Origin of the sequence: Thioclava sp. GXIMD2076 (assembly GCF_037949795.1) — a bacterium.
GTDB classification, from domain to species: Bacteria; Pseudomonadota; Alphaproteobacteria; order Rhodobacterales; family Rhodobacteraceae; genus Thioclava; species Thioclava kandeliae.
The window spans coordinates 2,551,851-2,575,592 of sequence record NZ_CP149932.1 but is presented as its reverse complement, the minus strand read 5'-3'; the positions used below and the strand labels follow the sequence as shown (position 1 = coordinate 2,575,592).

36 protein-coding genes and 1 tRNA gene are annotated in these 23,742 nt (G+C 59.8%); 25 read left to right on the top strand and 12 right to left on the bottom strand.

Features of this window, described 5'->3' with window-relative positions; genetic code table 11:
* Positions 1-134: 134 nt before the first annotated feature.
* The 4 genes from WDB91_RS12800 to WDB91_RS12785 all read right to left on the bottom strand — a co-directional run bounded on the left by WDB91_RS12800 (position 135) and on the right by WDB91_RS12785 (position 4,924).
* Positions 135-839, bottom strand: a complete 705-nt coding sequence (locus tag WDB91_RS12800) for a porin (protein ID WP_339112928.1) — start codon at positions 837-839, stop codon at positions 135-137.
* Between the two features lie 96 nt (positions 840-935).
* Complete coding sequence (gene gyrA, locus WDB91_RS12795; RefSeq protein ID WP_339114521.1) at positions 936-3,647, bottom strand: DNA gyrase subunit A; 2,712 nt, start codon at positions 3,645-3,647, stop codon at positions 936-938.
* Positions 3,648-3,884: 237 nt separating this feature from the next.
* Positions 3,885-4,349 carry a disulfide bond formation protein B gene (locus WDB91_RS12790; RefSeq protein WP_339112927.1) on the bottom strand — a complete coding sequence of 155 codons (465 nt, stop codon included), beginning with the start codon at positions 4,347-4,349 and terminating at the stop codon, positions 3,885-3,887.
* The gene (locus tag WDB91_RS12785) at positions 4,346-4,924 is read right to left on the bottom strand and encodes a YqaA family protein (protein ID WP_339112926.1); all 579 of its coding nucleotides are present in this window, start codon (positions 4,922-4,924) and stop codon (positions 4,346-4,348) included. Before WDB91_RS12785 ends, WDB91_RS12790 begins: the two co-directional genes overlap by 4 nt.
* Positions 4,925-5,117: 193 nt before the next feature.
* Here WDB91_RS12785 and WDB91_RS12780 point away from each other — a divergent pair.
* Positions 5,118-5,201: transfer RNA gene (locus WDB91_RS12780), tRNA-Leu, on the top strand.
* A 111-nt stretch (positions 5,202-5,312) separates the two neighbouring features.
* On the opposite strand, the gene WDB91_RS12775 is transcribed toward WDB91_RS12780, so the two are convergent.
* The 7 genes from WDB91_RS12775 to WDB91_RS12745 form a co-directional block, all read right to left on the bottom strand.
* The gene (locus tag WDB91_RS12775; RefSeq protein ID WP_339112925.1) at positions 5,313-6,308 is read right to left on the bottom strand and encodes a tyrosine-type recombinase/integrase; all 996 of its coding nucleotides are present in this window, start codon (positions 6,306-6,308) and stop codon (positions 5,313-5,315) included.
* Complete coding sequence (locus WDB91_RS12770; protein ID WP_339107146.1) at positions 6,305-6,478, bottom strand: hypothetical protein; 174 nt, start codon at positions 6,476-6,478, stop codon at positions 6,305-6,307. Before WDB91_RS12770 ends, WDB91_RS12775 begins: the two co-directional genes overlap by 4 nt.
* A gap of 157 nt (positions 6,479-6,635) precedes the next feature.
* Positions 6,636-7,016: a hypothetical protein gene (locus WDB91_RS12765; protein ID WP_339112924.1), complete on the bottom strand. Its 381-nt coding sequence runs from the start codon at positions 7,014-7,016 to the stop codon at positions 6,636-6,638.
* A 132-nt stretch (positions 7,017-7,148) separates the two neighbouring features.
* Positions 7,149-7,424: a DUF2312 domain-containing protein gene (locus WDB91_RS12760; RefSeq protein WP_339114520.1), complete on the bottom strand. Its 276-nt coding sequence runs from the start codon at positions 7,422-7,424 to the stop codon at positions 7,149-7,151.
* Positions 7,425-7,584: 160 nt separating this feature from the next.
* Entirely contained in the window at positions 7,585-7,734 is a 150-nt protein-coding gene (locus tag WDB91_RS12755; RefSeq protein WP_339112923.1) for a hypothetical protein, read from the bottom strand.
* A 179-nt stretch (positions 7,735-7,913) separates the two neighbouring features.
* Positions 7,914-8,099 carry a hypothetical protein gene (locus tag WDB91_RS12750; RefSeq protein WP_339112922.1) on the bottom strand — a complete coding sequence of 62 codons (186 nt, stop codon included), beginning with the start codon at positions 8,097-8,099 and terminating at the stop codon, positions 7,914-7,916.
* A 387-nt stretch (positions 8,100-8,486) separates the two neighbouring features.
* On the bottom strand, positions 8,487-9,131 hold the full coding sequence (locus tag WDB91_RS12745) for a S24 family peptidase (protein ID WP_339112921.1): 645 nt from the start codon (positions 9,129-9,131) through the stop codon (positions 8,487-8,489).
* Positions 9,132-9,482: 351 nt separating this feature from the next.
* Between WDB91_RS12745 and WDB91_RS12740 the strand changes: the two genes are divergently transcribed.
* From WDB91_RS12740 to WDB91_RS12655, 18 genes are all read left to right on the top strand, one after another.
* Positions 9,483-9,836 (top strand): hypothetical protein, encoded by a 354-nt coding sequence (locus WDB91_RS12740; RefSeq protein WP_339112920.1) that lies wholly within the window; start codon positions 9,483-9,485, stop codon positions 9,834-9,836.
* Positions 9,837-9,841: 5 nt separating this feature from the next.
* The gene (locus WDB91_RS12735; RefSeq protein WP_339112919.1) at positions 9,842-10,036 is read left to right on the top strand and encodes a hypothetical protein; all 195 of its coding nucleotides are present in this window, start codon (positions 9,842-9,844) and stop codon (positions 10,034-10,036) included.
* Positions 10,037-10,050: 14 nt separating this feature from the next.
* On the top strand, positions 10,051-11,007 hold the full coding sequence (locus WDB91_RS12730) for a hypothetical protein (RefSeq protein WP_339112918.1): 957 nt from the start codon (positions 10,051-10,053) through the stop codon (positions 11,005-11,007).
* Positions 11,007-11,240 carry a hypothetical protein gene (locus WDB91_RS12725; RefSeq protein WP_339112917.1) on the top strand — a complete coding sequence of 78 codons (234 nt, stop codon included), beginning with the start codon at positions 11,007-11,009 and terminating at the stop codon, positions 11,238-11,240. The genes WDB91_RS12730 and WDB91_RS12725 overlap by 1 nt, the downstream gene beginning before the upstream one ends.
* A 187-nt stretch (positions 11,241-11,427) precedes the next feature.
* Positions 11,428-11,886, top strand: a complete 459-nt coding sequence (locus WDB91_RS12720) for a DUF1937 family protein (protein WP_339112797.1) — start codon at positions 11,428-11,430, stop codon at positions 11,884-11,886.
* Positions 11,886-12,521 (top strand): hypothetical protein, encoded by a 636-nt coding sequence (locus tag WDB91_RS12715; protein WP_339112916.1) that lies wholly within the window; start codon positions 11,886-11,888, stop codon positions 12,519-12,521. The genes WDB91_RS12720 and WDB91_RS12715 overlap by 1 nt, the downstream gene beginning before the upstream one ends.
* Positions 12,522-12,702: 181 nt before the next feature.
* Positions 12,703-13,296, top strand: coding sequence for a hypothetical protein (locus tag WDB91_RS12710; protein WP_339112915.1), 594 nt, complete (start codon positions 12,703-12,705; stop codon positions 13,294-13,296).
* A complete protein-coding gene (locus WDB91_RS12705) occupies positions 13,293-13,967 on the top strand; it encodes a hypothetical protein (protein ID WP_339112914.1) in 675 nt (224 codons plus the stop codon). Before WDB91_RS12710 ends, WDB91_RS12705 begins: the two co-directional genes overlap by 4 nt.
* Positions 13,968-14,151: 184 nt before the next feature.
* Complete coding sequence (locus WDB91_RS12700; protein WP_339112913.1) at positions 14,152-14,415, top strand: HNH endonuclease signature motif containing protein; 264 nt, start codon at positions 14,152-14,154, stop codon at positions 14,413-14,415.
* Positions 14,415-14,636 (top strand): hypothetical protein, encoded by a 222-nt coding sequence (locus WDB91_RS12695; protein WP_339112912.1) that lies wholly within the window; start codon positions 14,415-14,417, stop codon positions 14,634-14,636. The genes WDB91_RS12700 and WDB91_RS12695 overlap by 1 nt, the downstream gene beginning before the upstream one ends.
* Before the next feature lie 121 nt (positions 14,637-14,757).
* The gene (locus WDB91_RS12690) at positions 14,758-15,234 is read left to right on the top strand and encodes a hypothetical protein (RefSeq protein ID WP_339112791.1); all 477 of its coding nucleotides are present in this window, start codon (positions 14,758-14,760) and stop codon (positions 15,232-15,234) included.
* Positions 15,221-16,930: a terminase large subunit gene (locus tag WDB91_RS12685; protein WP_339112911.1), complete on the top strand. Its 1,710-nt coding sequence runs from the start codon at positions 15,221-15,223 to the stop codon at positions 16,928-16,930. The genes WDB91_RS12690 and WDB91_RS12685 overlap by 14 nt, the downstream gene beginning before the upstream one ends.
* Before the next feature lie 8 nt (positions 16,931-16,938).
* A complete protein-coding gene (locus tag WDB91_RS12680) occupies positions 16,939-18,153 on the top strand; it encodes a phage portal protein (protein WP_339112910.1) in 1,215 nt (404 codons plus the stop codon).
* A gap of 44 nt (positions 18,154-18,197) precedes the next feature.
* Positions 18,198-18,986: a head maturation protease, ClpP-related gene (locus WDB91_RS12675; protein WP_339112909.1), complete on the top strand. Its 789-nt coding sequence runs from the start codon at positions 18,198-18,200 to the stop codon at positions 18,984-18,986.
* A 26-nt stretch (positions 18,987-19,012) separates the two neighbouring features.
* Complete coding sequence (locus WDB91_RS12670; RefSeq protein ID WP_339112908.1) at positions 19,013-20,305, top strand: phage major capsid protein; 1,293 nt, start codon at positions 19,013-19,015, stop codon at positions 20,303-20,305.
* A 52-nt stretch (positions 20,306-20,357) separates the two neighbouring features.
* Positions 20,358-20,798 carry a hypothetical protein gene (locus tag WDB91_RS12665; RefSeq protein WP_339112907.1) on the top strand — a complete coding sequence of 147 codons (441 nt, stop codon included), beginning with the start codon at positions 20,358-20,360 and terminating at the stop codon, positions 20,796-20,798.
* Complete coding sequence (locus WDB91_RS12660; RefSeq protein WP_339112906.1) at positions 20,795-21,070, top strand: head-tail connector protein; 276 nt, start codon at positions 20,795-20,797, stop codon at positions 21,068-21,070. The genes WDB91_RS12665 and WDB91_RS12660 overlap by 4 nt, the downstream gene beginning before the upstream one ends.
* On the top strand, positions 21,070-21,405 hold the full coding sequence (locus tag WDB91_RS12655) for a head-tail adaptor protein (protein WP_339112905.1): 336 nt from the start codon (positions 21,070-21,072) through the stop codon (positions 21,403-21,405). The genes WDB91_RS12660 and WDB91_RS12655 overlap by 1 nt, the downstream gene beginning before the upstream one ends.
* On the opposite strand, the gene WDB91_RS12650 is transcribed toward WDB91_RS12655, so the two are convergent.
* A complete protein-coding gene (locus tag WDB91_RS12650) occupies positions 21,406-21,660 on the bottom strand; it encodes a hypothetical protein (RefSeq protein WP_339112904.1) in 255 nt (84 codons plus the stop codon). It abuts the gene before it with no gap.
* A 35-nt stretch (positions 21,661-21,695) separates the two neighbouring features.
* On the opposite strand from WDB91_RS12650, the gene WDB91_RS12645 reads away from it, so the two are divergent.
* From WDB91_RS12645 to WDB91_RS12620, 6 genes are read left to right on the top strand one after another with little or no spacing between them, the layout of a single operon-like run.
* Positions 21,696-22,100, top strand: a complete 405-nt coding sequence (locus WDB91_RS12645; protein ID WP_339112903.1) for a DUF3168 domain-containing protein — start codon at positions 21,696-21,698, stop codon at positions 22,098-22,100.
* Between the two features lie 18 nt (positions 22,101-22,118).
* Positions 22,119-22,553: an HK97-gp10 family putative phage morphogenesis protein gene (locus WDB91_RS12640; protein WP_339112902.1), complete on the top strand. Its 435-nt coding sequence runs from the start codon at positions 22,119-22,121 to the stop codon at positions 22,551-22,553.
* A complete protein-coding gene (locus WDB91_RS12635; protein ID WP_339112901.1) occupies positions 22,546-22,731 on the top strand; it encodes a hypothetical protein in 186 nt (61 codons plus the stop codon). The genes WDB91_RS12640 and WDB91_RS12635 overlap by 8 nt, the downstream gene beginning before the upstream one ends.
* Before the next feature lie 2 nt (positions 22,732-22,733).
* Positions 22,734-23,186 carry a phage tail tube protein gene (locus tag WDB91_RS12630; RefSeq protein ID WP_339112779.1) on the top strand — a complete coding sequence of 151 codons (453 nt, stop codon included), beginning with the start codon at positions 22,734-22,736 and terminating at the stop codon, positions 23,184-23,186.
* Positions 23,186-23,536, top strand: a complete 351-nt coding sequence (locus WDB91_RS12625) for a gene transfer agent family protein (RefSeq protein WP_339112778.1) — start codon at positions 23,186-23,188, stop codon at positions 23,534-23,536. Before WDB91_RS12630 ends, WDB91_RS12625 begins: the two co-directional genes overlap by 1 nt.
* Before the next feature lie 47 nt (positions 23,537-23,583).
* Positions 23,584-23,739, top strand: a complete 156-nt coding sequence (locus tag WDB91_RS12620; RefSeq protein ID WP_339112900.1) for a hypothetical protein — start codon at positions 23,584-23,586, stop codon at positions 23,737-23,739.
* Positions 23,740-23,742: the final 3 nt, after the last annotated feature.

Below are 23,742 nucleotides of genomic sequence, written 5' to 3'. Positions count from 1 at the left end.
TGGGGACGGGATCCTTCCACCCGCTCTGGTTGCAGACTGTAATAGGCCAGAGCGGAAACAGGGATCACCAGTTTCTGCATATGAAAAGGCGACCCCCAAGAGGGCCGCCCCTGATCTTGCGCAGATCGCCCGGTTCAGTGGCCGACGATCAGATCCGACAGGCTGTGATCGCTGAAGCTCACACCACCCTGACCCAGATCCGCACGCAGGCCGATGCCTACATAGCTTTCCGCATCATCATGATTGGCATCGTTGAAGCCCAGCTCGCCCGTCATCGCATAGCCATTGCCCAGATCATATTCACCGGTGGCCGCATAGCGGCGGCCCGTGACATCATCGGTGTCGTAATAATCAAGGCGGCCGCCAACCTTGACCTGCGAATTCAGCGGCATGGTTGCGGAGACGTTATAGAGGTTGCCCTGCATATCGGCATCATCGCTCTTGACGTGATTATAGGCGCTCTCCACCGAGAACATGCCATAATCGCCCTTATACTCGACGCCTAGCGTGGTGTAATCATCGCCGTCGATCCGCTCGAAACCGGCACGCGCACCGAATTTCATCATGCCATTCATATTGTAGATGGCATGGAGCGCGGTGGTATGGCCATCCCAGCTGTCATCCCAGTAGCGATTGAGCGCCATATCGCCCTGAAGCGAGAATTGCGGCGTGAAGCCGACTTCCATCTGCCCACCGATGTTGGTGCGCGACTGGTCGCGCGAATCCGCGTCGAGATAATTGAAATGTGAAGCGCCGACATTGGCGCCGACGATATCGGCCGCATGGGAGGCCATGGGCGCGAACCCTGCCAGCAGGGCGAGGATGGCTGTCTTTTTCATATGTCTACTCTGCTCGTTGGTCTGTGATCTTGCGCCACAGATTCTGGTAAGCCGTAAAGGAAAGGGCAGGTCACATCGCTGTGCCTGCCCTTGGTTTTACTCGTCTTCGGAAGCGCCGTCAGCGGGTGGCGTATCGTCAGTCTGTGACGTTTCCGTGATTGGCAGCTCCTCGCCATCCTCATCACCCTGATCGGCGATACGGGCGACCGAGACCACCGTCTCGCCGACAGCCGTGTTGAAGACCCGCACACCGCCTGCGCCACGCGAGCGGAAGGAGATCCCGTCCACCGGACAGCGGATCGACTGGCCGGTCGAGGTGGCCAGCATGATCTGGTCTCCCATTTCGACAGGGAAGGATGCCACGAGATCGCCGCCGCGCATCTTCTTCTCGAAGGCGGTGACGCCCATGCCCCCACGCCCGCGCACGGGGTAGTCATGGCTCGAGGAGGTCTTGCCAAGGCCCTTGGCGGTAATCGTCAGGATCAGGTCCTCGGCCGCCGACATTTCGGCATAGCGCTCGGGCGAGAGCTGGCCGCCCTCGACCGCGTCGTCCTCCTCGTCGGTCTCGTCCTCTTCGGTGATACCGGCCATCAGACGGCGCTGCTTGAGATAAGCGGTGCGTTCTTCCGAGGTGGCATCGAAGTGGCGGATGACGGACATCGAGACGACCTCGTCCTCGCCCAGCAGCTTCACGCCGCGCACGCCGACCGAATTACGCGAATTGAACACCCGCACTTCCGGCACGGGGAAGCGGATCGCGCGGCCCTTGGCCGTGACCAGCATCACATCGTCATCCTCGGAACAGATGCGCGCATTGATCAGACGCATGCCCGCATTCTCCTCCTCGAATTTCATCGCGATCTTGCCGTTACGCATGACATTGGTGAAATCCGAAAGGCGGTTGCGGCGGACGGTGCCTGCCGAGGTGGCAAAGACCATCTGCAGATCGTCCCACTCGGCCTCGTCGCGGTCCACCGGTGTGATGGCGGCTATGGAGACGCCCGCAGGGATCGGCAGAATATTGACGATCGCCTTGCCCTTGGAGGCACGCGAACCGGCCGGCAGCTGCCAAGTCTTCATCTTGTAGACCATGCCTTCGGTCGTGAAGAACAGAAGCTGCGTATGGGTATTGGCCACAAACATCGTGGTCACCGCATCATCATCCTTCAGACCGCCGCCCGACAGCCCCTTGCCACCGCGTTTCTGCGAACGGAAATCGGCCAGCGGCGTGCGCTTGATATAGCCCGACTGCGTCACAGTCACGACCATATCCTCGCGCTCGATCAGATCCTCGTCGTCGATATCGCCGATGAAATCGGCAATCTCGGTGCGGCGCGGGACGGCGAACAGCTCGCGTACTTCGCGCAGCTCGTCCGAGATGATCGCCATGATCCGCTCGCGCGAGGCGAGGATGGCAAGGTAGTCCTTGATCTTCTCGGCCAGTTCCGCCAGCTCGTCGGTGACTTCCTTGACCCCGATCTGGGTCAGGCGCTGCAGGCGCAGATCGAGGATCGCGCGGGCCTGCACCTCGGAGAGGTTGTAGGTGCCGTCATCATTGACCGGATGCAGCGGGTCATCGATCAGTTTCAGATATTCGACGATATCATGTGCGGGCCAGCGCCGCGTCATCAGCCGCTCGCGGGCCTCGGCCGCATCGGCCGAGGAGCGGATCGTGGCCACGACCTCGTCCACATTCGAAACCGCCACGGCGAGACCGCAGAGCACATGGCTGCGCTCGCGCGCCTTGCGCAGCTCGAACGCGGTGCGACGCGCGACCACTTCCTCGCGGAAGGTGATGAAATGCGACAGGAAATCGCGCAGGGTGAGCTGCTCGGGGCGGCCGCCATTGAGCGCCAGCATGTTGCAGCCGAACGAGGTTTGCAAAGGCGTCAGGCGGTAGAGCTGGTTGAGCACCACATCCGGCGTCGCATCGCGCTTCAGCTCGATCACCACGCGCACACCGACACGGTCGGATTCATCGGCAATGTTGGAGATGCCTTCGAGGCGCTTGTCGCGCACCAGCTCGGCGATCTTCTCGATCATCGAGGCCTTGTTGACCTGATAGGGGATCTCGTCGACCACGATGGCGAAACGGTCCTTGCGAACCTCCTCGATGCGGGTCTTGGCGCGGATCACCACCGAGCCGCGGCCCTCAAGGTAAGCCTTGCGCGCACCGCCACGGCCAAGGATCAACCCGCCGGTCGGGAAGTCGGGGCCGGGGACGATCTGCATGATCGCCTCGGTCGACATATCGGGATTGTCGATCAGGGCAAGGGTCGCATCGACCACTTCGCCCAGGTTATGCGGCGGGATATTGGTGGCCATACCCACCGCGATACCGCCCGCACCATTGACGAGCATATTCGGGAACCGAGCAGGCAGGACGACCGGCTCGCGGTCCTTGCCATCGTAGTTGTCCTGAAAATCGACGGTGTCTTTCTCGATATCGGCCAGCAGGAAGGCCGCGGCCTTCTGCATGCGGACTTCCGTGTAGCGCATGGCGGCGGCACTATCGCCATCCATCGAGCCGAAATTGCCCTGACCATCCAGAAGCGGCAGCGACATCGAGAAGGGCTGGGCCATGCGGACCAACGCATCATAGATCGCGGCATCGCCATGGGGGTGGTATTTCCCCATCACGTCGCCCACCGGACGCGCCGATTTGCGATAGGGCTTGTCATGCGTATTGCCCGTCTCATGCATCGCATAGAGGATGCGGCGGTGCACGGGCTTGAGGCCGTCACGCAGATCGGGGATCGCGCGCGAGACAATTACGCTCATCGCGTAATCGAGATAGGCCGTCTTCATCTCGGACGCGATGGAGACTATGGGAAACTGTTCGGAGGAGGGGCGCCCCGCCCCGTTTTCCTCGGTGTCCGGCGTATCGGGAGTATCGTTCACGCGCGCCTCAATTCTTCTAGATCTTGTTGGACCTTCTTATAGCGCGCCCGAGGGCTGGTATGCAACTTCCAAACCCCGATGAGTGGGCAAAGAAAAACCCGACGGCCTGTGCGGGCCGTCGGGTCAGGTAAAGCGGTGTGGGGTTCAGCGTTTCGCGCCCAGTGCACCGCGAATCCAGAAGAGGCACAGAACGAGCGAGAGGATCACGTTCAGATTGGCCATGGTCACGCCGAACATCTCCCAGGAGATCTGGTCGCACTGGATCAGCGGGGCGGAGTTGATCTGCGCCATGAGATCATCGACCGAACCCGAGACGCCGCTCGAGGTGCAGCTGGTAGGGCCTTGGATAATGTGCCGCTCGACCAGTGAGTGATAGGCGCCGATGCCTGCGGTCGCCAGCGCGGCAACTGCGCCCAGCCACGCGAACTGGCGCGGCAGGCGCAGCGCGAGGATGGCGATCCCTATGACGATGGCCGCGGCATGGGGCCAGCGCTGCAGCAGACACAGATGGCAGGGCGCAAAGCCAGAAGCCTGAAAGAGGAACGCTCCGGCGAGAAGGGCGGCCGAGCCAAGCGAAGCGAAGAGGATGGAGAGGCGGGAATGGGTCATAGATATTTCACCAGATAGAGCCCGCCAATCAGCAGGACGACAAAGACAGTAAAGACAAGGCCGAGGCGCTTTTCGATGAAGGTGCGCACCGGCTCACCGAATTTCCACAACAGCCCCGCCACGATGAAGAAGCGCAGCGCGCGGGCGAAGATCGACGAGGCGACGAAGAGCGGCAGCGACAGATGGGTGACACCCGAGAAGATCGTGATGACCTTGAACGGGAAAGGGGTCACGCCCGCGATGATCACCGCCCAGACACCGTATTCATTGAAACCCGCGGCCAGCTCGTCGAACTTATCGGCTTTGCCATAGAATTCGAGCACGGGCTGTCCGATACTGTCCATCAGCCCGTAACCGATGCCGTAGCCCGCCAGCCCGCCCGTCACCGAGGCGATCGTGGCCACCAGCGCGATCCGGAAGGCTTTGGTAGGGGCGGCGATGATCATCGGGATCATCAGCACGTCAGGCGGAATCGGGAAGATCGAGCTTTCGAGGAATGCCACCGCGGCCAGCGCCCAAAGCGCATGGCGATGTCCCGCTATCGCGATCATCCAGTCATAGAGACGACGGATCATAATGCCCCCTGATACAGCCTCGCTAAGGGATGCCCCGTCCGCTGCAGGTGGTCAAGCGCTTGCGGGGGAAACCTTCGTGATAGGGCAGTATCTAGCCGGTATTCGACAGAAAAATCATTTCCATAGCCGTTTTAAAGATCTCCGCGTTGACTAAGGTTGTGAAGCCCAGTAAGAGGGCTTGGCACATTGCATTGCGGGCGTGGTGGAATGGTAGACGCGGCGGATTCAAAATCCGCTTCCGAGAGGAGTGCCGGTTCAAGTCCGGCCGCCCGTACCAACTTCAAAACATTGATGTTTTCGAGAGCGCGGCAGGGCCGTTATGCCTCTTGTTTTGTGGCTCTCAACAAATCTCTCAACATTCCTGTTTCGGGCCTGTTCTGTTCCAGCTTCAAATATCGCTCTTGTCGCGCATGGATTGCGCGATTTTTGCGCGCGCTTTCTGCCGGGCGGGGCCTGCATATTTTGCGACCATTGCTTTGGTCGTATGGCCCGAAACAGCCATGATCATATCGTCGTCAAGGCCGAGCGCCCCGAGTTCGGCGCAAGCCGTATAGCGCAGACCGTGAAGGTCGTAATCCTCGGCCCCGATTTCCCGACGCACGGCGATCACGGCCTCATGCGCCGTCCGGTATTTGAGCGGCCTCCCATGATCACCCCATGCGCAGATCGTCAGGCCGATTCTCGGCGTCCTATCCAGAACGCTGCGCAGGTTCTGCGTCATGGGGATCCAGAGCCTGACGCCGGTCTTCCCCTGGCTGACCTTGATCCCCCCATCCTCGATGTCATCCCAGCGCATTTTGAGAACGTCACCGATCCGCTGGCCGGTCTGCAGGCATAGCTCGAAGATCAGGCGCGCTCTCGGCGGTGCGGCTTTCCTGAATTTCTCGACCATTGGAGTGGGCCATGCTTCGCGCGGTTTGGTCTCCGATTTCAGGAGCGAGACCCCTTTGACCGGATTGTCGTCACGCCAGCCAAGATCGATCGCATGCTCGAAAAGGATCCGGGTCACCTGCACCGTGTAGTTGGCAAAGCGGACGGTATCGGCGTTGGCATCGCGCGCCCTGATCGCATCTTTCCGGCGATAGCCCTCGACGGGCAGGGCGCCGAGCTTGTCGCGGACCCAAGCTATGACCTTGTCGTAATCACGACGGGTTCGCTCGGCCAGCTTCCGGTAGCGCGGGCTTCGCTCGTAAGACCGGCAAAGATCATCGAAGGTCCGACCCCGGATCACCGGGGCCTCGGGGCCATTCAGTAGCCGAGCATATTCGAGCGCAAATTCCTTCGTGCCCGGGGCATGCTCCACTCTGACGGTCGGCAAGCCGCGGCGCTGGAAATACAGGACGCCCTTCTTGTTGTAGATGTAGGCCGGTAGATCGCGTTTCATCGCTTAAGGTTCACCATGTCGAAGGGATCGCTGTTGATAGGCTGCTCGGCGGGCTTCACTTCTATCATGCCGTCCGGGCCGATGCGGACAGAAAACCCTTTGGTGACCCATTCGGAGACTGCCCGGCGTAAATCCGAGGGCCGGAATATGCTTTGATCCTGCTTTCCCATGTTGGAACCTCTCTTGTTAATGGGGGTGGGGGAAGTCTTCGCTGTCTAGCTTCTCATCGGGCTCAATGGCGGCCTCCTGAGTTGCCGGATCTGCGGAATCGTGTCGGACAGCGTGGTCTTCCGCTGATCATTCGCGCGAGCGCCGCTCGAGTTACTTTTAGATGATGACTTCGGCGGGGTAGTTCTCTTCGCGCAGGTGACGAAGCTCTTCGGCGATCATGCTGCGCATAAGGTTGCCCAAGGCGCGGCCTTTGATGCCTCTTCGGCGGGTTTCTTTGACGAGGATGATGATCTGGCGTGGGGCCGTCTCTGGGCGGGCTTCCAGCTTGCTGTTGGCCGCGTCCCAAGGGGCGCGAGGCATTGTGACGACACGGGCGCATATGTTGGACTGGCTGAGGCTATCCGGAATGACGACGGCGCGCTTCTCAATCTTGCGATGCTGATGGGAAGACATTCTCTGTCCTTTCATGATGGTCGGCGGACGCGGCAGGCCTCCGAACTGGTTGCCGCGTCCGCCTGTCCGGCGCGCGTGGGACACGCCGAATTCCTGAGTTTGGGGCAGGGCCTGATAGGCGCTGGCCGAAGCTCAGGATCTTAGGGCGGCGCTGGTGGGTATTAAGCGCCGCCCCGTATCGGGCCCCGGGAGGAAAGGGGGTGGGGCCGGATGCTGTCAGTCCATCCCGAGGGTCTGCTTGTAGATGTCCAGTCTGGCCTCTTCCTCGGCGATGTCGTTCTTGTCGCGCTTGCGCAGGGCGATGATCTTCTTGATGATCTTGGTGTCGTAGCCACGGGCCTTGGCCTCGGCCATCACGGCCTTCTGCTGTTCGGCGATGTCCTTCTTCTCGGCCTCGAGGCTTTCGAACTGCTCGATGAACTGACGCAGCTCGTCGCCGGTCACCTGATAGGCCTTGTCTTCGGCCACCTTGAAATCGGCATTGGCTTTCATGGGTGGCTTGCCCGCATTGGCCCGGCTGATGTTATGGGCCGTGCGGGCGAGGAAATCCGGCGTCTCGGTGTCTGGCTGGATATCTGTCATGGCGTTCACGGGTGGGTGCTCCTGCAGGAAAAGGTCGGGCGGTGGCGAGCAGTGAAACAGGCAACCGATCTCAGAAAGCGGGGTTCTCGGCCTGCCATTGGGCGCAGGTCGCCTGCGCGATGGGGTCGAAGTAGGTCAGCAGGAGCAGGAGAGCCGCGCAGGCGCAGACGATGCCCGCGAGGGGCTTCCGTGAGTGTTTGGCTTGGTAAAACGTCTGCATAGCGCGGCTCCATCCTGTGGGGCGGCAGGATCATGTGTCGCTGCCGATGGGGTGAAAGAAAGGCCGGGCGGTGGCGAGGAGCGCACCGCCCGGCAGTTGGGTTGCGAGCAGTGATCAGGCAACCAAATGGGGCGGGGCTTCCTGTGGAACGCCGCAGTATGCGGCAGGAAGCATCGGTGTCAGGCGGCGTCTTGCGGGCCTTGCTGTGTGGGGGCGGGCATCGTGTGAAGGCTGAAGGCGCAACTCTGGCCGCGATCTGCTTTCATGAGCGCCCAAGCACGGCGGCGGGCAAGGGGCGTGGCGCGGCTGGCGCGAACGGGATCGGTGATAAGGGCCACGGCCCAGCGGGAGGATAGGGATTTCATGGTCAACTCCATCGGTTGTGATGAGTTGAATATGATGGGCAAAAATGATCACGTCAAGCATCGGTGAGCATTTATGATCATTTATTTCGACGCGCTGTTTACGAATCGGCATGGTGGCCGCATTGATCAGCGCTGCTGGGGAGCATATTTGACCGCGGAGATCATGCTAAGGTAGACGAAAAAGCCCCGCATGGGGCGGGGCTGGAAGGCGCGACGTTAATTGAGTGGGGTAAGGTGAAGCTCCATAACCCGCTCTTGGCCGATATTGCTTCTGCTGGGGCGTGGCGCCCCATGGAGGCCAAATGCAAGGGCGAAGAGCTTTAGGATGTATTGCGTAACGTTCTCAAGCTCAGGTTTGAGCGTGCGGGAAAGATAGGCGCAACGGGATCAGCGTTGTCTTTTCACGAACTCTGCGGGTAGGTGGAGCCGAACAGGCGTTGCCCAGAGCACGTCGGTATTATGCCGGTTCTCGCCGGTGGGGTTGATCGAGGTGAGGTGGAACTTGCCTTCCTCAGAGCCGTATTTTAGGTGCTTTACCCACGCCTTGCCATCGGGCGTGGCCACGATGCATTTGCGGTTGATGGCCTCGACTGGCACGCCTTCATGGGTCTGCCGCGTGAAGAACAGAATGTCGCCCTCCGAATAGACCGGCTCCATGCTGTCCCCGACGACGCGCACAGCGGCGATCTCTTCATCTTTGAGGTTTTCGGGTACGCCGATCTCTTCTCTATGGCTACCGTTTTCAACCTCGTCAAAAAGGTCGACGTGCGCCCCTGCACCGACCTCACCCACAATACTGATGCTCTTGGCGCTATCGGAGAAATCCTGAGCGATGATGCGCTCGACGGAGAGGCCAAGCTGTAAAGCGATGCTTTCCGCATTCGCGCGTCGAGGGGACTTTACCTCTCCGCTGATGATTTTTCGAATGGCGGACTTATTCAGTCCAGCTGCGGCGCTGACCGTGGCCGGATACACGTCCGGGTGCTGATCAAAATATGCGCGGAGCCCTGCCGCGAATGGATCTTCATGCATGCATGCATTCTCCGCGAAAACGTAGATTACTGCGATGAGCAAAAATGATCTTGCCGATGTGAGCAAAAATGATCATATTGCGATTTATGGATCAGACCCCAGACAATCACCCGCTGCCTGTAGAGCTTACTGCCGCATTCATTGCGGAGGTGCGCGTTTACGCTGATGGCATCGGGCAGACTCCTCAAAACGTCTTGCGCAAAGCGATCAGGGCCACATGGGGGACTTGGGAAGATTGGTGTGCCAGTCGTTCCTATCCGGGCTTCGAGCGCGCTGAGCGTGTGCTTGCCTATATGCGCGCCAATCCGGCGTCTGATCTTTCGCAACCGCAACGTAAGGATGTCGCCTGACATGTCTTCTTCCATTCAACTGATCTCGTCGCAGTCTGGGCCGGTGCCCGCTGCAAAGTCCCATCCCAAAGTTTTGCCGTCATCAGGCGGGCGAGGGCGCGGCCGTGCCGCATTGCGCCGCGCGCATTGCTGGCATTTCGACCCCGTGCCTTATCGCACCGCATTTGCCATGCGGTGGTCGGTCTTCCTGCGCGAGATGTTCCAGTCGCGCGAGGATGTGGCGGCGGCGTTCGGCGTGACCTTTGGCACGGCCTGCAATTGGTGGGACGGGCTGAACCGTCCCTATGGAGATCATGTGGCGCTGGCAGCGCTGGCATGGCCCGAAGACTTCGCCCGGTTGATGGCGGCGGAGTAATGAACATGAGCCGCGCCATATTCACAGATACCTTTCTGCGGCGCGGATGCGCGGCGATGATCGTGCAAAATCCGGCCACGCTGTTTCAGCGCGTGGAACCGCTGGAAGCGGTTGTGAACACTGTTGCGGGGGCCAGTGGTGGCCGGAAAGCCCCCGCGCCAATACTCAAACAAGCTGCTGATATGGAGGGGGCCAAGTGATGACCAAAGAGCTTTTGAGCCTTGATGTGCTTCGGAAGAAAACGGCTGATCAGCATGCGCTGGTGCGCGTGGGCGAGGACATGCAGCGTTTGGGCTGGGAACTGGCCTTTGACATCGACTGCACCAACGGTGCGCTGATCGCCGTAACTTTCGGGCCGGACGCGACAAAGTTGGCTGAAGCTGGCACTGTTCTTGGTAACCATATGAGCTCGCTTGATGGCGAACCCGAGGCAGATCCGGAGAAAATGCTATCCGCCGGCCAGTGTTTGCCCGGTGATGAGGTTGCAGACCTCCATTCGGTTCCGCCGGAAGAGCGGGCTAGCCCGTTTGTCACTGAGCATGCTGGAATGCTAACCAGTGTGGTCTTGGCTGAAGAGGCTGGGGCGGCGGCGCGCGGGCCGGTGATTGGCGATATTCCAGACGAAGCGTCAGACAGCGCTGGGGTCGAGGCTCCGGAAGCAAAGGCTGAGACTGGGGTGAGTGCCGATGCTGAATATCTGACGGGTTCCTATTCAGCGGGGGAGCTGGAGAAGCTCGCCCAGCTTTATGGCGCGGGCAAGACGGTGCCGGAAATTGCCAAGGTGCTGGGGCGCCGCAATCAGTCGGTTGGCTCAAAGATCAAATATATGATCGCCAATGGTCAGTTGGCGGATCGCGAGGCCGCACCGGCTCCAGCGCCCGTCGTGGCCGAGCCTGAGCCGGTCCTCTCGCCTGAGGCGTTGTCTTATCTGGGCAAGCTGAAAGGGCTCAAGGCCGATCCTGCCTTTGACGCGGTGACCGAACTGGCGATGTGCAAGGCGCTGCTGGATGGCCAGAAACAGAACATGGTTGCCGCCGATCTGGCCATTGATGGTAAGGCCATGATGAAGCGTTTTCGGCTGATCTGTGGATCGGCTATCGGGACGGGTAAGATGGCAACCGAGGCCCTGATCGAGGCGCTGCAATATCGCGCAGATCGTGAGGTGGCGTGATGGTCGAGAGAACAGTCGCCGCGCCGCGCCGCCCGCAGGAGGCGCGCACCACGGTTTCCGCCAAAGTCTTCGATCACACCACTGGCGCCGAGGTCGAAGTGTCGATGTCGCAGCGCGGGTTCGTGGTGCGGGTGATCGCGGGCGATGGAAAGCCCGAGGCCTTCGCTGCGCTGAGCGTTCCGCAGGCGCGTTTGATCGCCCGCAATATCCTCGAATTCGTGGGGGATGAGTGATGGATACGATGATTTGCCATGATAAAATCCTTTCTGTGGCAGAGCGCGCGGCACTTCTTTTGAGTGGTGGGTGCCGTGCAAGTGTTTCCCGGCTGATGTGCGCGGTCGGGCGGCGCGATGGGGCGGTTTGTTGGCGCAAGCCGTCCCGCATCTTTCTTCGCTCGCAGGGGTGCAAGGCGGTGATGTCTTGACCTCTACATTTGAAAACTGGGCCGCGCTGTCGCGTTCGGCTAAGCCGCTGGATTGGTCCGGCCCGATTGTGTTCGGGGTTGGCCCGGCGGATGTTGTGGGCCATGCGGGCGGGAAACCTGTTTATGTGGCCTCGACGCTCCGGCTGTGTCTGTGCGAAGTGCCAGAATATATGGTGCTGGTTGCAGCGCGGGCCTGTGCCGAGCTTTCGCGCATGGGCGTCTTGCCGATCTCGCCTGTGATCCTCGGGGCGGCGATGCTCGAGGTCGATATGCATCTGAAAATCAATGAGCCGGTCGGTTGGGCCAAGCAGGTCGCGGGTCTCCGCAATGCGGCCGGCGCGATCTGGGTGCCTGCCTGCCCTGGCTGGGCGAGTTGCCCGCAAATCTGGGCCGATGTGCAATGGGCTGCCTCGCATGGGGTGCCCGTTATGGTCGAAGCGAAAGGGGTGATGTGATGGGTATTGTTGAACGGGCCTTCACGGTCGTCGATACCGAGGACCTTCTCGAATATCCCTTTGACGAGAACACGCGCCTCGACAGCCATCACTTCATGGCATGGGAGCACGGACGCTGGCTCAATTCGTCCATGCGGGCCAAGGGCACGGCTGAATGCCGGGCGCTCTATTTCGACCTGATCTGCATCTCGATGGAGCAGACGCCGGTCGGCACCTTGCCGGATGACCTGGACGAACTCGCCTTTCATCTGCGCATCGACTCGGCGCATTTCAAAGCGCTGTGCCGGATGGATTACGGCCCGCTGCACAAGTGGCAATCTTGCCAGACCAAGGGCGGGGCGCGGCGGCTCTATCACCCACATGTGCTGCTGATGGTCACCGATGCGATTTCCCGCAAGCATGACAATCAGGCCAAGAATGACGCGGCCAACAAGGCCAAGCGTTTGCAGCGTCTGCGCACGACGCTGGCCAGCTATAACGCGGCGCTGGCCGAAGAAGATGGCGCGGTGCTGTGGATTGAAGACTGGCTGTCGGAGCGCTGCTCTGGCTACCGCACTTCGGTCTGGATCGAACAAGCGCTTGGCGCATGGTCGGCCCATACGATGCAGCTGAACCGGACGCGTTCGGCTTTCTGAAATTCTGTCCAAAGTGTCGTCAATCTGTCCGCAAGACAGATTTAGACGAATTTCGGACAGAAACAAAAGTGTCCTGCACGACAGGGACAAAGACAGAGACATAACAGTTACCCGCATCCCGGACGGAAAAGGGTGGTGACTGTGGATAAGTCCGAATTTGCTGAGAGAAAGGAGCGACGACATGGACAGTGCAGTGGGCCAGCAGCTTGAGAATAATCGCGCCCGTGTGCGGCGTATCCTGTTTGAGCCGGTGGGCTTTCGGTTTAAGCGGGGCATGGATGCCGAGGCGCAGGCGAAGTACTTCGCAGAGCTGGCTGACTATATGGCTTACATGAGCGATGAGAGCCTGAAGGTGCTTCGGGATTTCATGATCCAGCTAGGACAAGGCCCAAAGAGAGATCAATGGCCGGAGCCGGTTACTATGCGCGTTTGGGCTGAGCGGGCCCATCCTCGTCCTCTTCATGAGCTGAGCTGCTTGGTATCGTGGTTCTCTTCGGTCGAAGGGCCTGCCGCCGTGCTGAGCGGGACGCTGGTCGAGACATGGGATTACCTCGAACAGCATAAGGTGCCGCCTGCTACGGATGGAGCGCGGCGCAGAGTGCGTGAGGAGGCGCGTGAGCACCACAGCCGATTGGAGCGGATTGAGGAGCGGATCGCGCTGGATCTGCCCGTTGCCCCCGATCAGGCAGCATGGGCACAGGCGTATCGCGACAAGCAGGCGCGGGTCGCTGCGCTTGTCGAAAGGTTTCGGGCAAGCAAAGAGGCAGAGCAATGATGATGGCGGATGTGCGGCGGGACCGGATCGTAGCGGCGGGGCCTCGGGTGATGAGTGTGCGCTCGGCACTGGAATGGGCCTTCGGGCCGGAGAATGCGCGGATGGATTTCGACCATAGTGGGGCGCATGAGTTTGATCGCGTGGGCGTCTCGCCCGAGTGGCGGATGATGCAGCAGGCCAAGCTCGGCTGCCGCGTCGATGGTGGTGGCGCTGGCCCTGCGCCGCATGTGCATCCCGACGCGGCGATGATCGCGGCGGCGGTCGAGGCGCTGGAGTTGAACCCGATGTTCGGGCGCGAGATGGCGGTGCTGGTGGCCACGCATGCTCGGGCAGGGACTGCGCCTGATTGGCGGGGATCGGCACGGCGGCATGTGGTGCCGGTAGGTTGGGACTTCGACGAGGATGGGAACCAAACTGCATCGGTGCGGAAGGGTGAAGTTTGGACCTATCGCCATCCGACATGTCGTAACAGATTGGATGTGCGTTCAAAGTTTTGCCCTATTTCTTACATTGGCGGAGGAGCCGACACCGCCGCCCGCCGAAGGGCCTACCTTGATTGGTATGGTGCCCTTCTGGAGGTGTCGATGCAGCTGCGACTTCCGGGCTATCTGGACACGATCCAAGTCAGCTCGTCGCTGCCTGTGCTCTCTCCGTGGAAAAATAGCCGTTGACTGCATAAGTAAACTTTGACAATCTGCCAGCACCACACGAGCGCCCGAAGGTTGAAAGACCTCGGGCGCTTTGTCTTTCCGAACATTGGTGACATGCATGGGCAGGCTCAAGGCTATGCCAAACAGGCTCGCCCCTGCGCCGAGTCGGCTCCGCCCTGCGACGACAGTCGCCAAGGCGGAACCGATGCGGCAGCGGGTCGAGCCCAGTTGGCGCAAATGGTACAAGACGCGGCGCTGGCAGAAGCTGCGGTGGTCGGTGCTGGTGCGGGATCTCTTCACCTGCCAGCGTTGCGGGAAGATTGAGGCGGACACGAGCCAGTTGGTCGCTGACCATAAGCGGGCGCATCGCGGTGATGAAGCCCTCTTCTGGGAAGATGGCAACCTGCAATGCCTGTGCAAGCAATGTCACGATAGGGACAAGCAACGGGAAGAGAAGCGGGGCTGGTGATGGCCGATGCCTTCATGCTGTCGGTTGCGGCGGGCTTGCTGTTCGAGGATGGCAAGCCCGATGCGTTTGTGGATGAGGTGATGGCGGCGCATGGCTGGCCTATCACCGCTGATGATGCGCGGATCTGGGCGCGTGATCATGGTGATGCCTGCCGCTGTGCTGAATGCAGGCCGGCGCAGACTGTGCCTCGGGTCGATCCGGTGCAGTTGACCTTGATCTGACGGCTCTCGGGCGCGATTGGGCGAAATGTGGCGCGAATGCCACAGGGGAGGGGGTGGGTCGGAAGTCTGGGCGGCCCTTGGCTGCAGACCCGCCACTCCCTCAGTTGGAGGTTTTTTTTCTATGGCTGACGTTTTTGACCTGTTCGGGAACCCTGTAGAGGCCGCTTCTGGGAAGCTCGGTCGCCCACGCAAGACGGCAACATTGGAAGATCGTAATAAAGTCAAGATGTTACTGGCGGTCGGTTGGTCGAACGAGAGGATCTCTGGCGTCATGCATATGTCGTTGCCGACTTTCAGACGCCTTTTTTTTCAGGAGCTTAAGATCCGCTCTCTCGCTCGCGATATGTTCGATGCTCGCCGTTTGGAGGTGGCCATGAACTCGGCCCTGGCGGGGAACGTGGGTGCGATGCGCCAGGTCGATCGCTTGATGGAAAAGTTCGACCAGATGGAAGCCGAGCGATCATTTGCTGGAAAGCCGCGAGAGGAGGCCAAGCCCAAGGTTGGGAAGAAGATCCAAGACGAGGCATTGGCGCTGGATGCAGACGCGGCCCTCGCCGCCGAGCTAGAGCAGGAGACCAAGCAGAATGTCCGTCATTGAGCCTTTGCCCCGCTTCGCCTGCCCTGACTGGTGGGAGAAAATACAAGCGGGAGAGGTTCCGATTGCAGACGTGCCTGTCAACGAGAAGAAGGCAGCCAAGGTTCTGGCATTCTTCAATAGGCTTCGGTTGCCGGACATACCTGGCAACCCGCCGCTGTCAGAGGCATGCGGCGACTGGTTCAAGGCCATCCTTGTTGTGTTCTTTGCGAGTGAGGACCCGGAGACGCACCGCGAGATCGTTTGGGAGCTTCTGTGCCTTGTGCCAAAGAAGAACTCGAAATCCACCTATGTGGCGGCATTGGCTCTGACGGCGCTCTATATGGAGGAAGCCCCAAACCGGCAGATGTTGTTGGTTGGCCCCAGCCAGAATATCTCTGAGCGCCTGTTCTCGCAGGCACAATCAATGATCGATCTCGACGAGAAACTTCGGCAGATCTTTCAAGTGCAAGATCATCTTAAGACGATCACGCGCCGGAAAACCAAAACTGCGCTGGATGTGAAGACCTTCGATACATCGATCGTTACAGGTGAGATCCCTGTCCTGACGATCATTGATGAGCTTCACGAGCTGGGGAAAAAGGCCAAGGCTGCGAAAGTGATGCAGCAGATCAGGGGGGGTGGCATCACCAAGGTGCGTGGCAAGGTGCTCATGATCACCACCCAGTCTGATGAAATGCCGACCGGCGTCTGGAAATCTGAGCTTCAAAAAGCCCGTGCTATCCGTGACGGAAAGGGCGGAAGGTCTCCGATCCTTCTGCCGGTGCTCTATGAGTTCCCCGAAGAACTCCAACGCGATGAGGCCTACTGGCGCGATCAACGCAATTGGAGTTTGGTTCTGCCAAATATCGGCCTCTCGATCGATGAAGAAGCCCTCATCGATGATTACGAAAACAACGGGAAGGCAAATCCGGAAGCTGAGCAGATCTGGGCGAGCCAGCATCTCAATATCGAGATTGGCGTAGGACTTGGCGGGGATGCGTGGTCCGGAGCTCCCCATTGGGACGGTGCTGCTATTCCCGGCATGACGCTCGATGAGCTGCTCGCGCAGTGTGAGGTTTGCACGATAGGTGTGGACTGGGGCGGCGCCGATGACCTCGCGGCCTTGGCGGTGATCGGGCGGAGAACTCGTGACAAAGCGTGGCTGATCTGGGGCAAAGCATGGGCCAGAAAGACTGTGTTTGAACAGCGCCCGAAGATTGCAGATGCACTGCGAGGTTTCCAGGAGGACGGAGATCTTGCTGTCGTGGAGACACCAGAGCAGCAGGCGGCAGAAGCTGCTGAGATTTGCCTGAAGGTCAGCCTTGCAGGGAAACTTCCCGAACAGAGCGGCATCGGCCTAGACGTGGCAGGGGTTGCCCTGTTGCAGGATGCTCTGGAGGAGCTGGAGCTTGTCTATCCTGTGGTGCAATCTGTTGGGCAGGGCTGGAAGCTGCAGATGGCGATTTCGACAGTCGCGCTTAAGCTGGAGTCTCGGCGCATTCTGCACGCTGATCAGCCTATAATGGCGTGGGCAGTTGGTAACGCCAAACAGGTGCTAAAGGGCAGCACATATCTGGTCACAAAGCAGGCATCTGGCGCGGCTAAAATCGATCCTCTGATGGCTATATTCGACGCAGCAATGCTGATGTTTCTGAACCCTGTGGCATCCCAGAAGAACTTGGATGACTTTCTCTCTAACCCGGTGCTGGTGGTATGATCGGAATAATGAAGGCCGCGTGGCGCGGCGTGAAAGCCGAGCTTGCCGCAGGGCACTCCGGCTGGGAAAACCTGACCGATGCGCAGCCGCTATCAAGCTTCGGTCGGAAGTCAAAAGCGGGTGCAGTCGTGTCACCGGAAACGGCGATGTCGCTTTCGGCAGTCTGGGCTTGCGTATCGCGGACAGCGTCGGTGATCGGCTCTCTGCCGCTCGACATGTATCAACGGGGCGACGGGGCCACCCGAGTTTCCGTCGACCATGATCTGGCGGGAATGCTGTCGGAAAGCCCGAACCGAGAACAGACTGGGCTCGAGTTCTGGGAATCTATGGTGGCCCATACGCTGTTGCGTGGAAATGGCGTCGCCGAGCGTTTGCAGGTCGGCAACCGCCTCGTTGGTCTGCGACCATTGATCAACGCGGACCCGCGTCGCGATAGCGATGGCGATCTGGTCTATGATTACTGGGATCGGGGAAAGAAATATACCATGCCAGCCAGCAAGGTGTTCCATATCCGTGGTTTCGGGTCTGGGGATGGTCTGGGGCTGTCCGCTGTTCGCTACGGGCTTCAATCCATGGGCGCGGCGTTGGCGGCAGATGAGGCGGCGGCGACCTTCTTCGAAAATGGGATGATGCCCTCTGGGGTTCTGACTTCCGAACAAGTCCTAACCGATGTGCAGCGAAAGCAGCTGACCGCGATGCTAATGCAATATGCAGGCTCGAAGAAGGTCGGCAAAATTATGGCTCTGGAAGCGGGGCTCAAATACGAGCAGCTTCAGATGAACCCTGAGGATGTTCAGCTCCTCGCCACTCGTCGGCACCAGATCGAAGATGTTTGCCGTTGGTTCGGCACCCCCCCGATTGTCATCGGCCATAGTTCGGAAGGGCAGACGATGTGGGGCAGCGGGGTCGAAGCGATCATGCTGTCGTGGCAGACGATGGGGATCAACCCGCTGCTGACGCGGATTGAGCGGCGTATACAGAAAGATCTGGTTTTGCCAGGTCCCGGACGCCGGTTCTTCTTCGAGTTCAATCGCGAAGCCATGTTGCAGATGGACAGCAAATCCAAGGCGGATCTGCTGAACAAGATGGTGAGCGTGGGCATTCTGACGCGTGACGAGGCCCGTGCGAAACTGAACGAGCAGGCGCGAGGCGGCGCAGCTGATCAGCTGATGGCGCAGATGGCGATGGCGCCTATCGAGAACCTGAAAGGGAATGAAGGATGAGCAAGCGTAACCTGCCGATGGCGGATGTCTCGGTGCGTCCGGGGATGGCGACGCAGATCCCTGATCTGGCATTGAAGCGCTGGAACCCGGACGTTCGCGCCTCGGGTGAGAGCGATGCGACGATCTCCATTCTGGAACAGATTGGCGAGGATTACTGGGGCGAAGGGGTGACCTCTCGCCGTGTCTCGGCAGCTCTGCGTGCGATCGGCGAGCGGGACGTAACCGTGACGATCAACAGCCCAGGCGGAAACTATTTCGAGGGTCTGTCGATCTACAATATCCTGCGCGAGCATAAGGGACATGTGACCGTCAAGATCGTCGGCATTGCTGCCTCGGCGGCGTCGGTTATCGCCATGGCCGGCGATACGATCAAGATCGCCCGCGCTGGCTTCCTGATGATCCATAACGCGGCTGTTCTGGACTTCGGAGATCAGCATGCCAAGCGCGAGGTGGCTGATTGGCTGGAGCCGTTTGATGCAACGGCTGCTGATATCTACCACGCCCGCACTGGCATTGAGGTTACCGAGGTTCGGGAGATGCTGAACCGCGAAACATGGATTGGTGGCAAGGACGCCGTTGATCAGGGTTTCGCGGATGATTTCCTCGACGCGGACGAGATTTCGGCCAGTGTGGTCGAGAATAGCGGGGGCGCGGCGTTGAAGGCCGAGCGCCGCCTGCGCCAGATCTTGCAAAAGCAGGGTGTTTCGAGATCCGAGGAGCGGCAGTTGCTCGCTTCTCTTAAGGGGGGCAAGTCCGGCGCTGCCCCGTCCGGCATGCAAGACGCTGCCGTTTCCCAAGCCCTGTCGGGCTTTCTTTCCACATTGAAGAGCTGAAAGGCCACAACATGAAGAACCTTCGCATGCCCCTCGCCGTTATCTCGGCGGGGATGAACGTCGTGCCCGCAGCCGTGATTGGTGGGGTGATGGGGGACGCGGGCGACGTGTCGCGCCAACTCTCCGAAATCAAGATGGCTCTGGATAAGAGCACTGACGAGGTCAAGCAGACCGCCGAGAAGGCGGTCAAGATGGCCGAACGCAATGGCACCCTGACCGACGAGTTGAAAAACGACTCGGACCGGATGCTCAAGAACTTCAACGAGCTTACCCAGAAGCAGACCGATCTGATCGGGAAGCTCGAACAGCTTGAGACCAAGAACCGCGACCTCGAGCAGGAACTGTCTTCGCGCGGTGGGCGCGGAAACGGGGCCCCGCAGTCGTTTGGCCAGATGGTTGCCGGTCATGACGCAATCAAGCAGTTCGTGGCCGCTGGCGCATCGGGTCGCACCACGTTCCAGGTGAAGAATGCGATCACCACCGTGGGTGGCTCGGGTGGTGGGCTGATCTTCCCGACGCCGGAAACCAGTCCTGTGCGCATGCCGCGCCGGACGCTGTCGGTCGTGGACCTGATCACGCGCGGGCGCACGGATGCCAATCTGGTGCCCTATACCAAGCAAACGACCCGCGCCAATGGCGCGGCGCCGACTGCGGAGGGCACTGCCGCGCCGGAATCGTCCTACGGCTGGACCAAGGCAGAAGCTCCCGTGCGCAAAATCGCCCATGTCACCCACATCTCGGAAGAAGCGATGGCTGATGCGGCGATGCTCGAAACCGAGCTCGACAGCGAAATGCGCTACGGCCTCGATCTGGCCTTGGAAAACCAGATCGTCGCGGGCGATGGTACCGGCGAGAACCTGAATGGTCTGCGCACCCAAGCGACCGCTTTCTCTAGCCCGGCCGGCATCACGATCGAGGCGCAAACGCGGATCGATGTTCTTCGCCTTGGCCTGTTGCAACTGACGCTTGCCGACTATGCGGCGGACGGCCTGCTTCTGCACGATCTCGATTGGACGGCCATTGAGACGATCAAAGACACAGCTGGCCGCTATGTCTTCGGTAATCCCGCGACCGGCACCCTCCCGCGCCTGTGGTCCTTGGATGTGTCGACCACGCGCGCGCAGTCTGCGGGCGAATGGATGGCTGGCAACTTCATGATGGCCGCGACCTACTATGATCGTTCCGATGTCGAGATCCTGATTTCGTCCGAGCATGATCAGAACTTCGTCGAGGGGATGCTGACCATGAAGGGCACCCGTCGCGGCACTCTGGCGGTCAAGCGCCCCGGCGCATTGGTCAAAGGCACCTTCGGGGTCTGATCGAACACGCCTCCGGCGGTTTTCGCCGGAGGCAGTTTGCAGGAGTGAGAACATGAAAATCATCGCAGTATCTGAAACCACGATGACCCGCGTCGGTATGATGCGCCCTGGCATTCCGTATCGCCTCGATCCCAGTATCCAATCCCAGCAGATCGCGCTCACCGCTCTTCTTGCCAAAGGCGGTGTCGGGAAAGAGATCTCTGAGGAAGACGCCTTAGCGTTGCGCCAAGCTTATGTCGCGCCGAGCGAGGACATGAGCGCTCCGATCTTCGAGGGGCCGACCGAAGAGGAAATCGCAGAAGCTGCTCGCGCGGATGCAGAAGCACAGGCGACGGCCGAACAAAAGGCAGCAGCGGCGGAAGAGCAAGCCCGTCTTGAGGCCGAAGCGGAGGCCGCGCGTATTGCGGCCGAGGAAAAAGCGGCTGAAGACGCTGCAAAGGCCGAAGAAGAAGCTCAGGCGACGGCTGCAGCTAAGAAGGCTTCGAAGAAATGAGCGTTGACCTGGCGGACGTGAAAAGCTTCTGCCAGATCGATTTCACCGATCGGGATGTCGAAATACAGGGGCATTTGTCTACCGCCCTGACGTTCGTCGCAGACTATCTGCGGCGGGATATGGATGCAGACTATCCAGACGGTTGGCCCGACCCATGCAAGCAGTCGGTGCGACTTCTGGTTTGGCACTGGCTGTTTGGAAAAGCTGAGGCCGATGTTGGCATGCCGCCCACGGTGAAATCGCTTCTGGCGCAATATCGGGATTTGAGTTGATGCTTTCTCAAAAACTGCCGCACCGCGTCACGTTCGGCGAAATGGTCGAGACCAAGGGCGCTGGCGGGGTTGTCTCGCGCGATTTCGTCAAGCGGCATGAGTGTGCAGCCAAGATGATCTACGCGCGGGGTAACGAGACGGTTGAGGCCGCGCGGCTGGAAGGTCGCGCAATCTACAAGGTCAAAGTCATCTCGTGCATGGCCGCGCGATCGGTCACTTCCGATTGGCGGATGCGAGATGCGCGGTCAGGCGAAGAGTATGCCATCATCGAGGTTGATAAGGTCACCGACCCTGAATGGGTCTATGTCGTTGTCGAGCAGGGGAATGAGACCTGATCAGCTGCGGTAAATAGGCTCTTTCTTCGGAGCTGCTTCACGCTGAATGTCGCGCATTTCCCAGAGCGTGCCTCGGATTTCGCTCAGAAGAAACAGGGCACGATCCATCGCCAAGAAAACGGCGCCAGTTATTACGAGCGATACTGCGCTGGCTACGCTGAGATATGGTGAGTTCATGTCGCTAGTGAATGCAGAAAGCAGGCACAGGGCCGCCAAGACAAAGCTGATCCAAGCAAGTGCAGCAAGAAACTTCATGAGAATCTCTTTCTCTAACTATGTGAGCAAAGACTATGAGCGCAGCAGTAGCCTTGCAAGACGCGATCTATGCCGCGCTCGTGGCTGATCCGGGGCTTTCTGCCCAAGTGGCTGGTCGGGTCTATGACAATGCGCCTTCGAGCGTGGAATATCCCCACATCACGTTTGGGCCCTCGCAAGAGATCTCCGATGATGTCGAGTGCATTGCGGGGGAGCTGCACGCCATCCAGATTGATGTGTGGACGCAGGAAAGTAGCTCAAAACGTGGCAACAAGTTGCTGTGCAAGCTCGTCAAGGCAGCGCTGCACGAGGCAGAGCTGATGCTGGACGAGCCCTATGCAATGAGCTCTTTGCGCGTCGCCGACGTGAAGTACATGGGCGACCCTAGAACAGATGTGGCTCATGGTGTGATCAGCATCGAGGCGCGAACCGAGGGATAGGCCGAAGGAGTCTTTGACGTGGCCCAGCTTTCACCCCGTCTCACTGCTAAACTCAAGCGCATTCCGGCTGTTGCTGTCGATGCGGCCCGCGAGGCGATGGAAGAGGGCGCGGATGTTATCGCCGCGGAGATGCGCAAGCTTGCACCGAAAGGCGCAACGGGCCAGTTGGCCCTGTCGATCGGCTGGACATGGGGCGATCTACCCGCGGGCACATTCATGATCGATGAGGTCCGTAGCGGCGGCAACAAAGGTGATCAGTATGCCACGCTACGGCTCAGGTTCTATGCCGGATCTCGGGAGGCCTTCTACGCTAGATTTCAGGAATTCGGAACGCGGGACATGCCCGCCCAGCCCTTTTTCTATCCTGCATGGCGGGCCAAGCGCGCGGAGTTCCGGCGCCTGATAAGAAAGAGGGTCAGAGACGCCATCAAGAAGGAATTTTCCCGTGGCTAAAGCAAAATTCCACCGCCTTTTCAATGCGACGGACGCCAAGCGCGGCGTGTTGTTGCGCATCCATCCCCATGACGATTTTCGGCCCTATCCGGCATGGGTCATCAAGCTGGCCGAAACAAGCGGGGCGGCGACCAAGTATGTCGCCCCGAAGAAACCCGCTGATACATCAGGAGAATGACAATGGCAGCCCCTCAACTTTTGCATCGTGGCGATATGATCGTCATGGTGGATTGGGATAATACCGAAACCTTTACCAATTTCTGTGGCGCTACGGCAATCAGCCTCAATATCGAAAACGCGATGTCCGAGACTGCTGTGGGTGATTGCGACGACTGGAAGCTGCCGGTGCAGACCGTTGTCGAATACGGTGCGCAGACCTCGACCATGACCATCAATGCCCAGCTGGCGCGTTCGAACCTGAGCAAGCTATTGTCATGGGCCAAGGACCAGCTTGAACTGCCGGTCCGCGTGCATATCGTCGATGCGGCTTCCGGAACGGTCGAGTATATCGATGGGGTCGGCCTGTTGACGTCTCAGGGCATCGAGGGGATCGGCAATACCGAGGGCACTGCGCTGACGCAGACGATTAACGTCCGCTTCAAGCACGGCATCGAATTCACGAACGCCGCATAATGCAGCCGGTTGTCATTCCATGGCCGGGCGGAGAGCATGCTTTCCGCCTTGGCATCAGCGAGCTGGAAACGATCCAGCAGAAAACAGATTGCGGGCCTGAGCATCTTCTCTTGGCCCTCAATGCGGGGACGTGGAACATCACACAGCTCGTGCATGTGATCCGCTGCGGGCTGATCGGCGGTGGCATGGCCCATGTCGAGGCGCTGAAGCTGACACGAAACGCCTTTGATCTTCATCCCATCATCTCGTTCAAGGTGCCCTGTCAGGAAATCCTGTCGGTCGCATTGTTCGGCCCTCCGGATGATCCTGCGGGGGAGGATTTGCCGGTGGAGCCGACACCGGACAGCTGAAAAACGGCAAGCTTAGGTTCAGCACCTATTACGGCCTCGGTGCCGCAATGGGTTTCACGCCCGCGCAGGTGGGCGCGATGAGCCTCTGGGAGTTCATGGCCTGTATGGACGGCTTTGGCCGCGCCAACGGCTGGACAATGAACCCGGGCGGGAAAGCAATGAGCGTGGATCGCATGCGCGAGCTTGGTATCGAGGGATTTTAACCA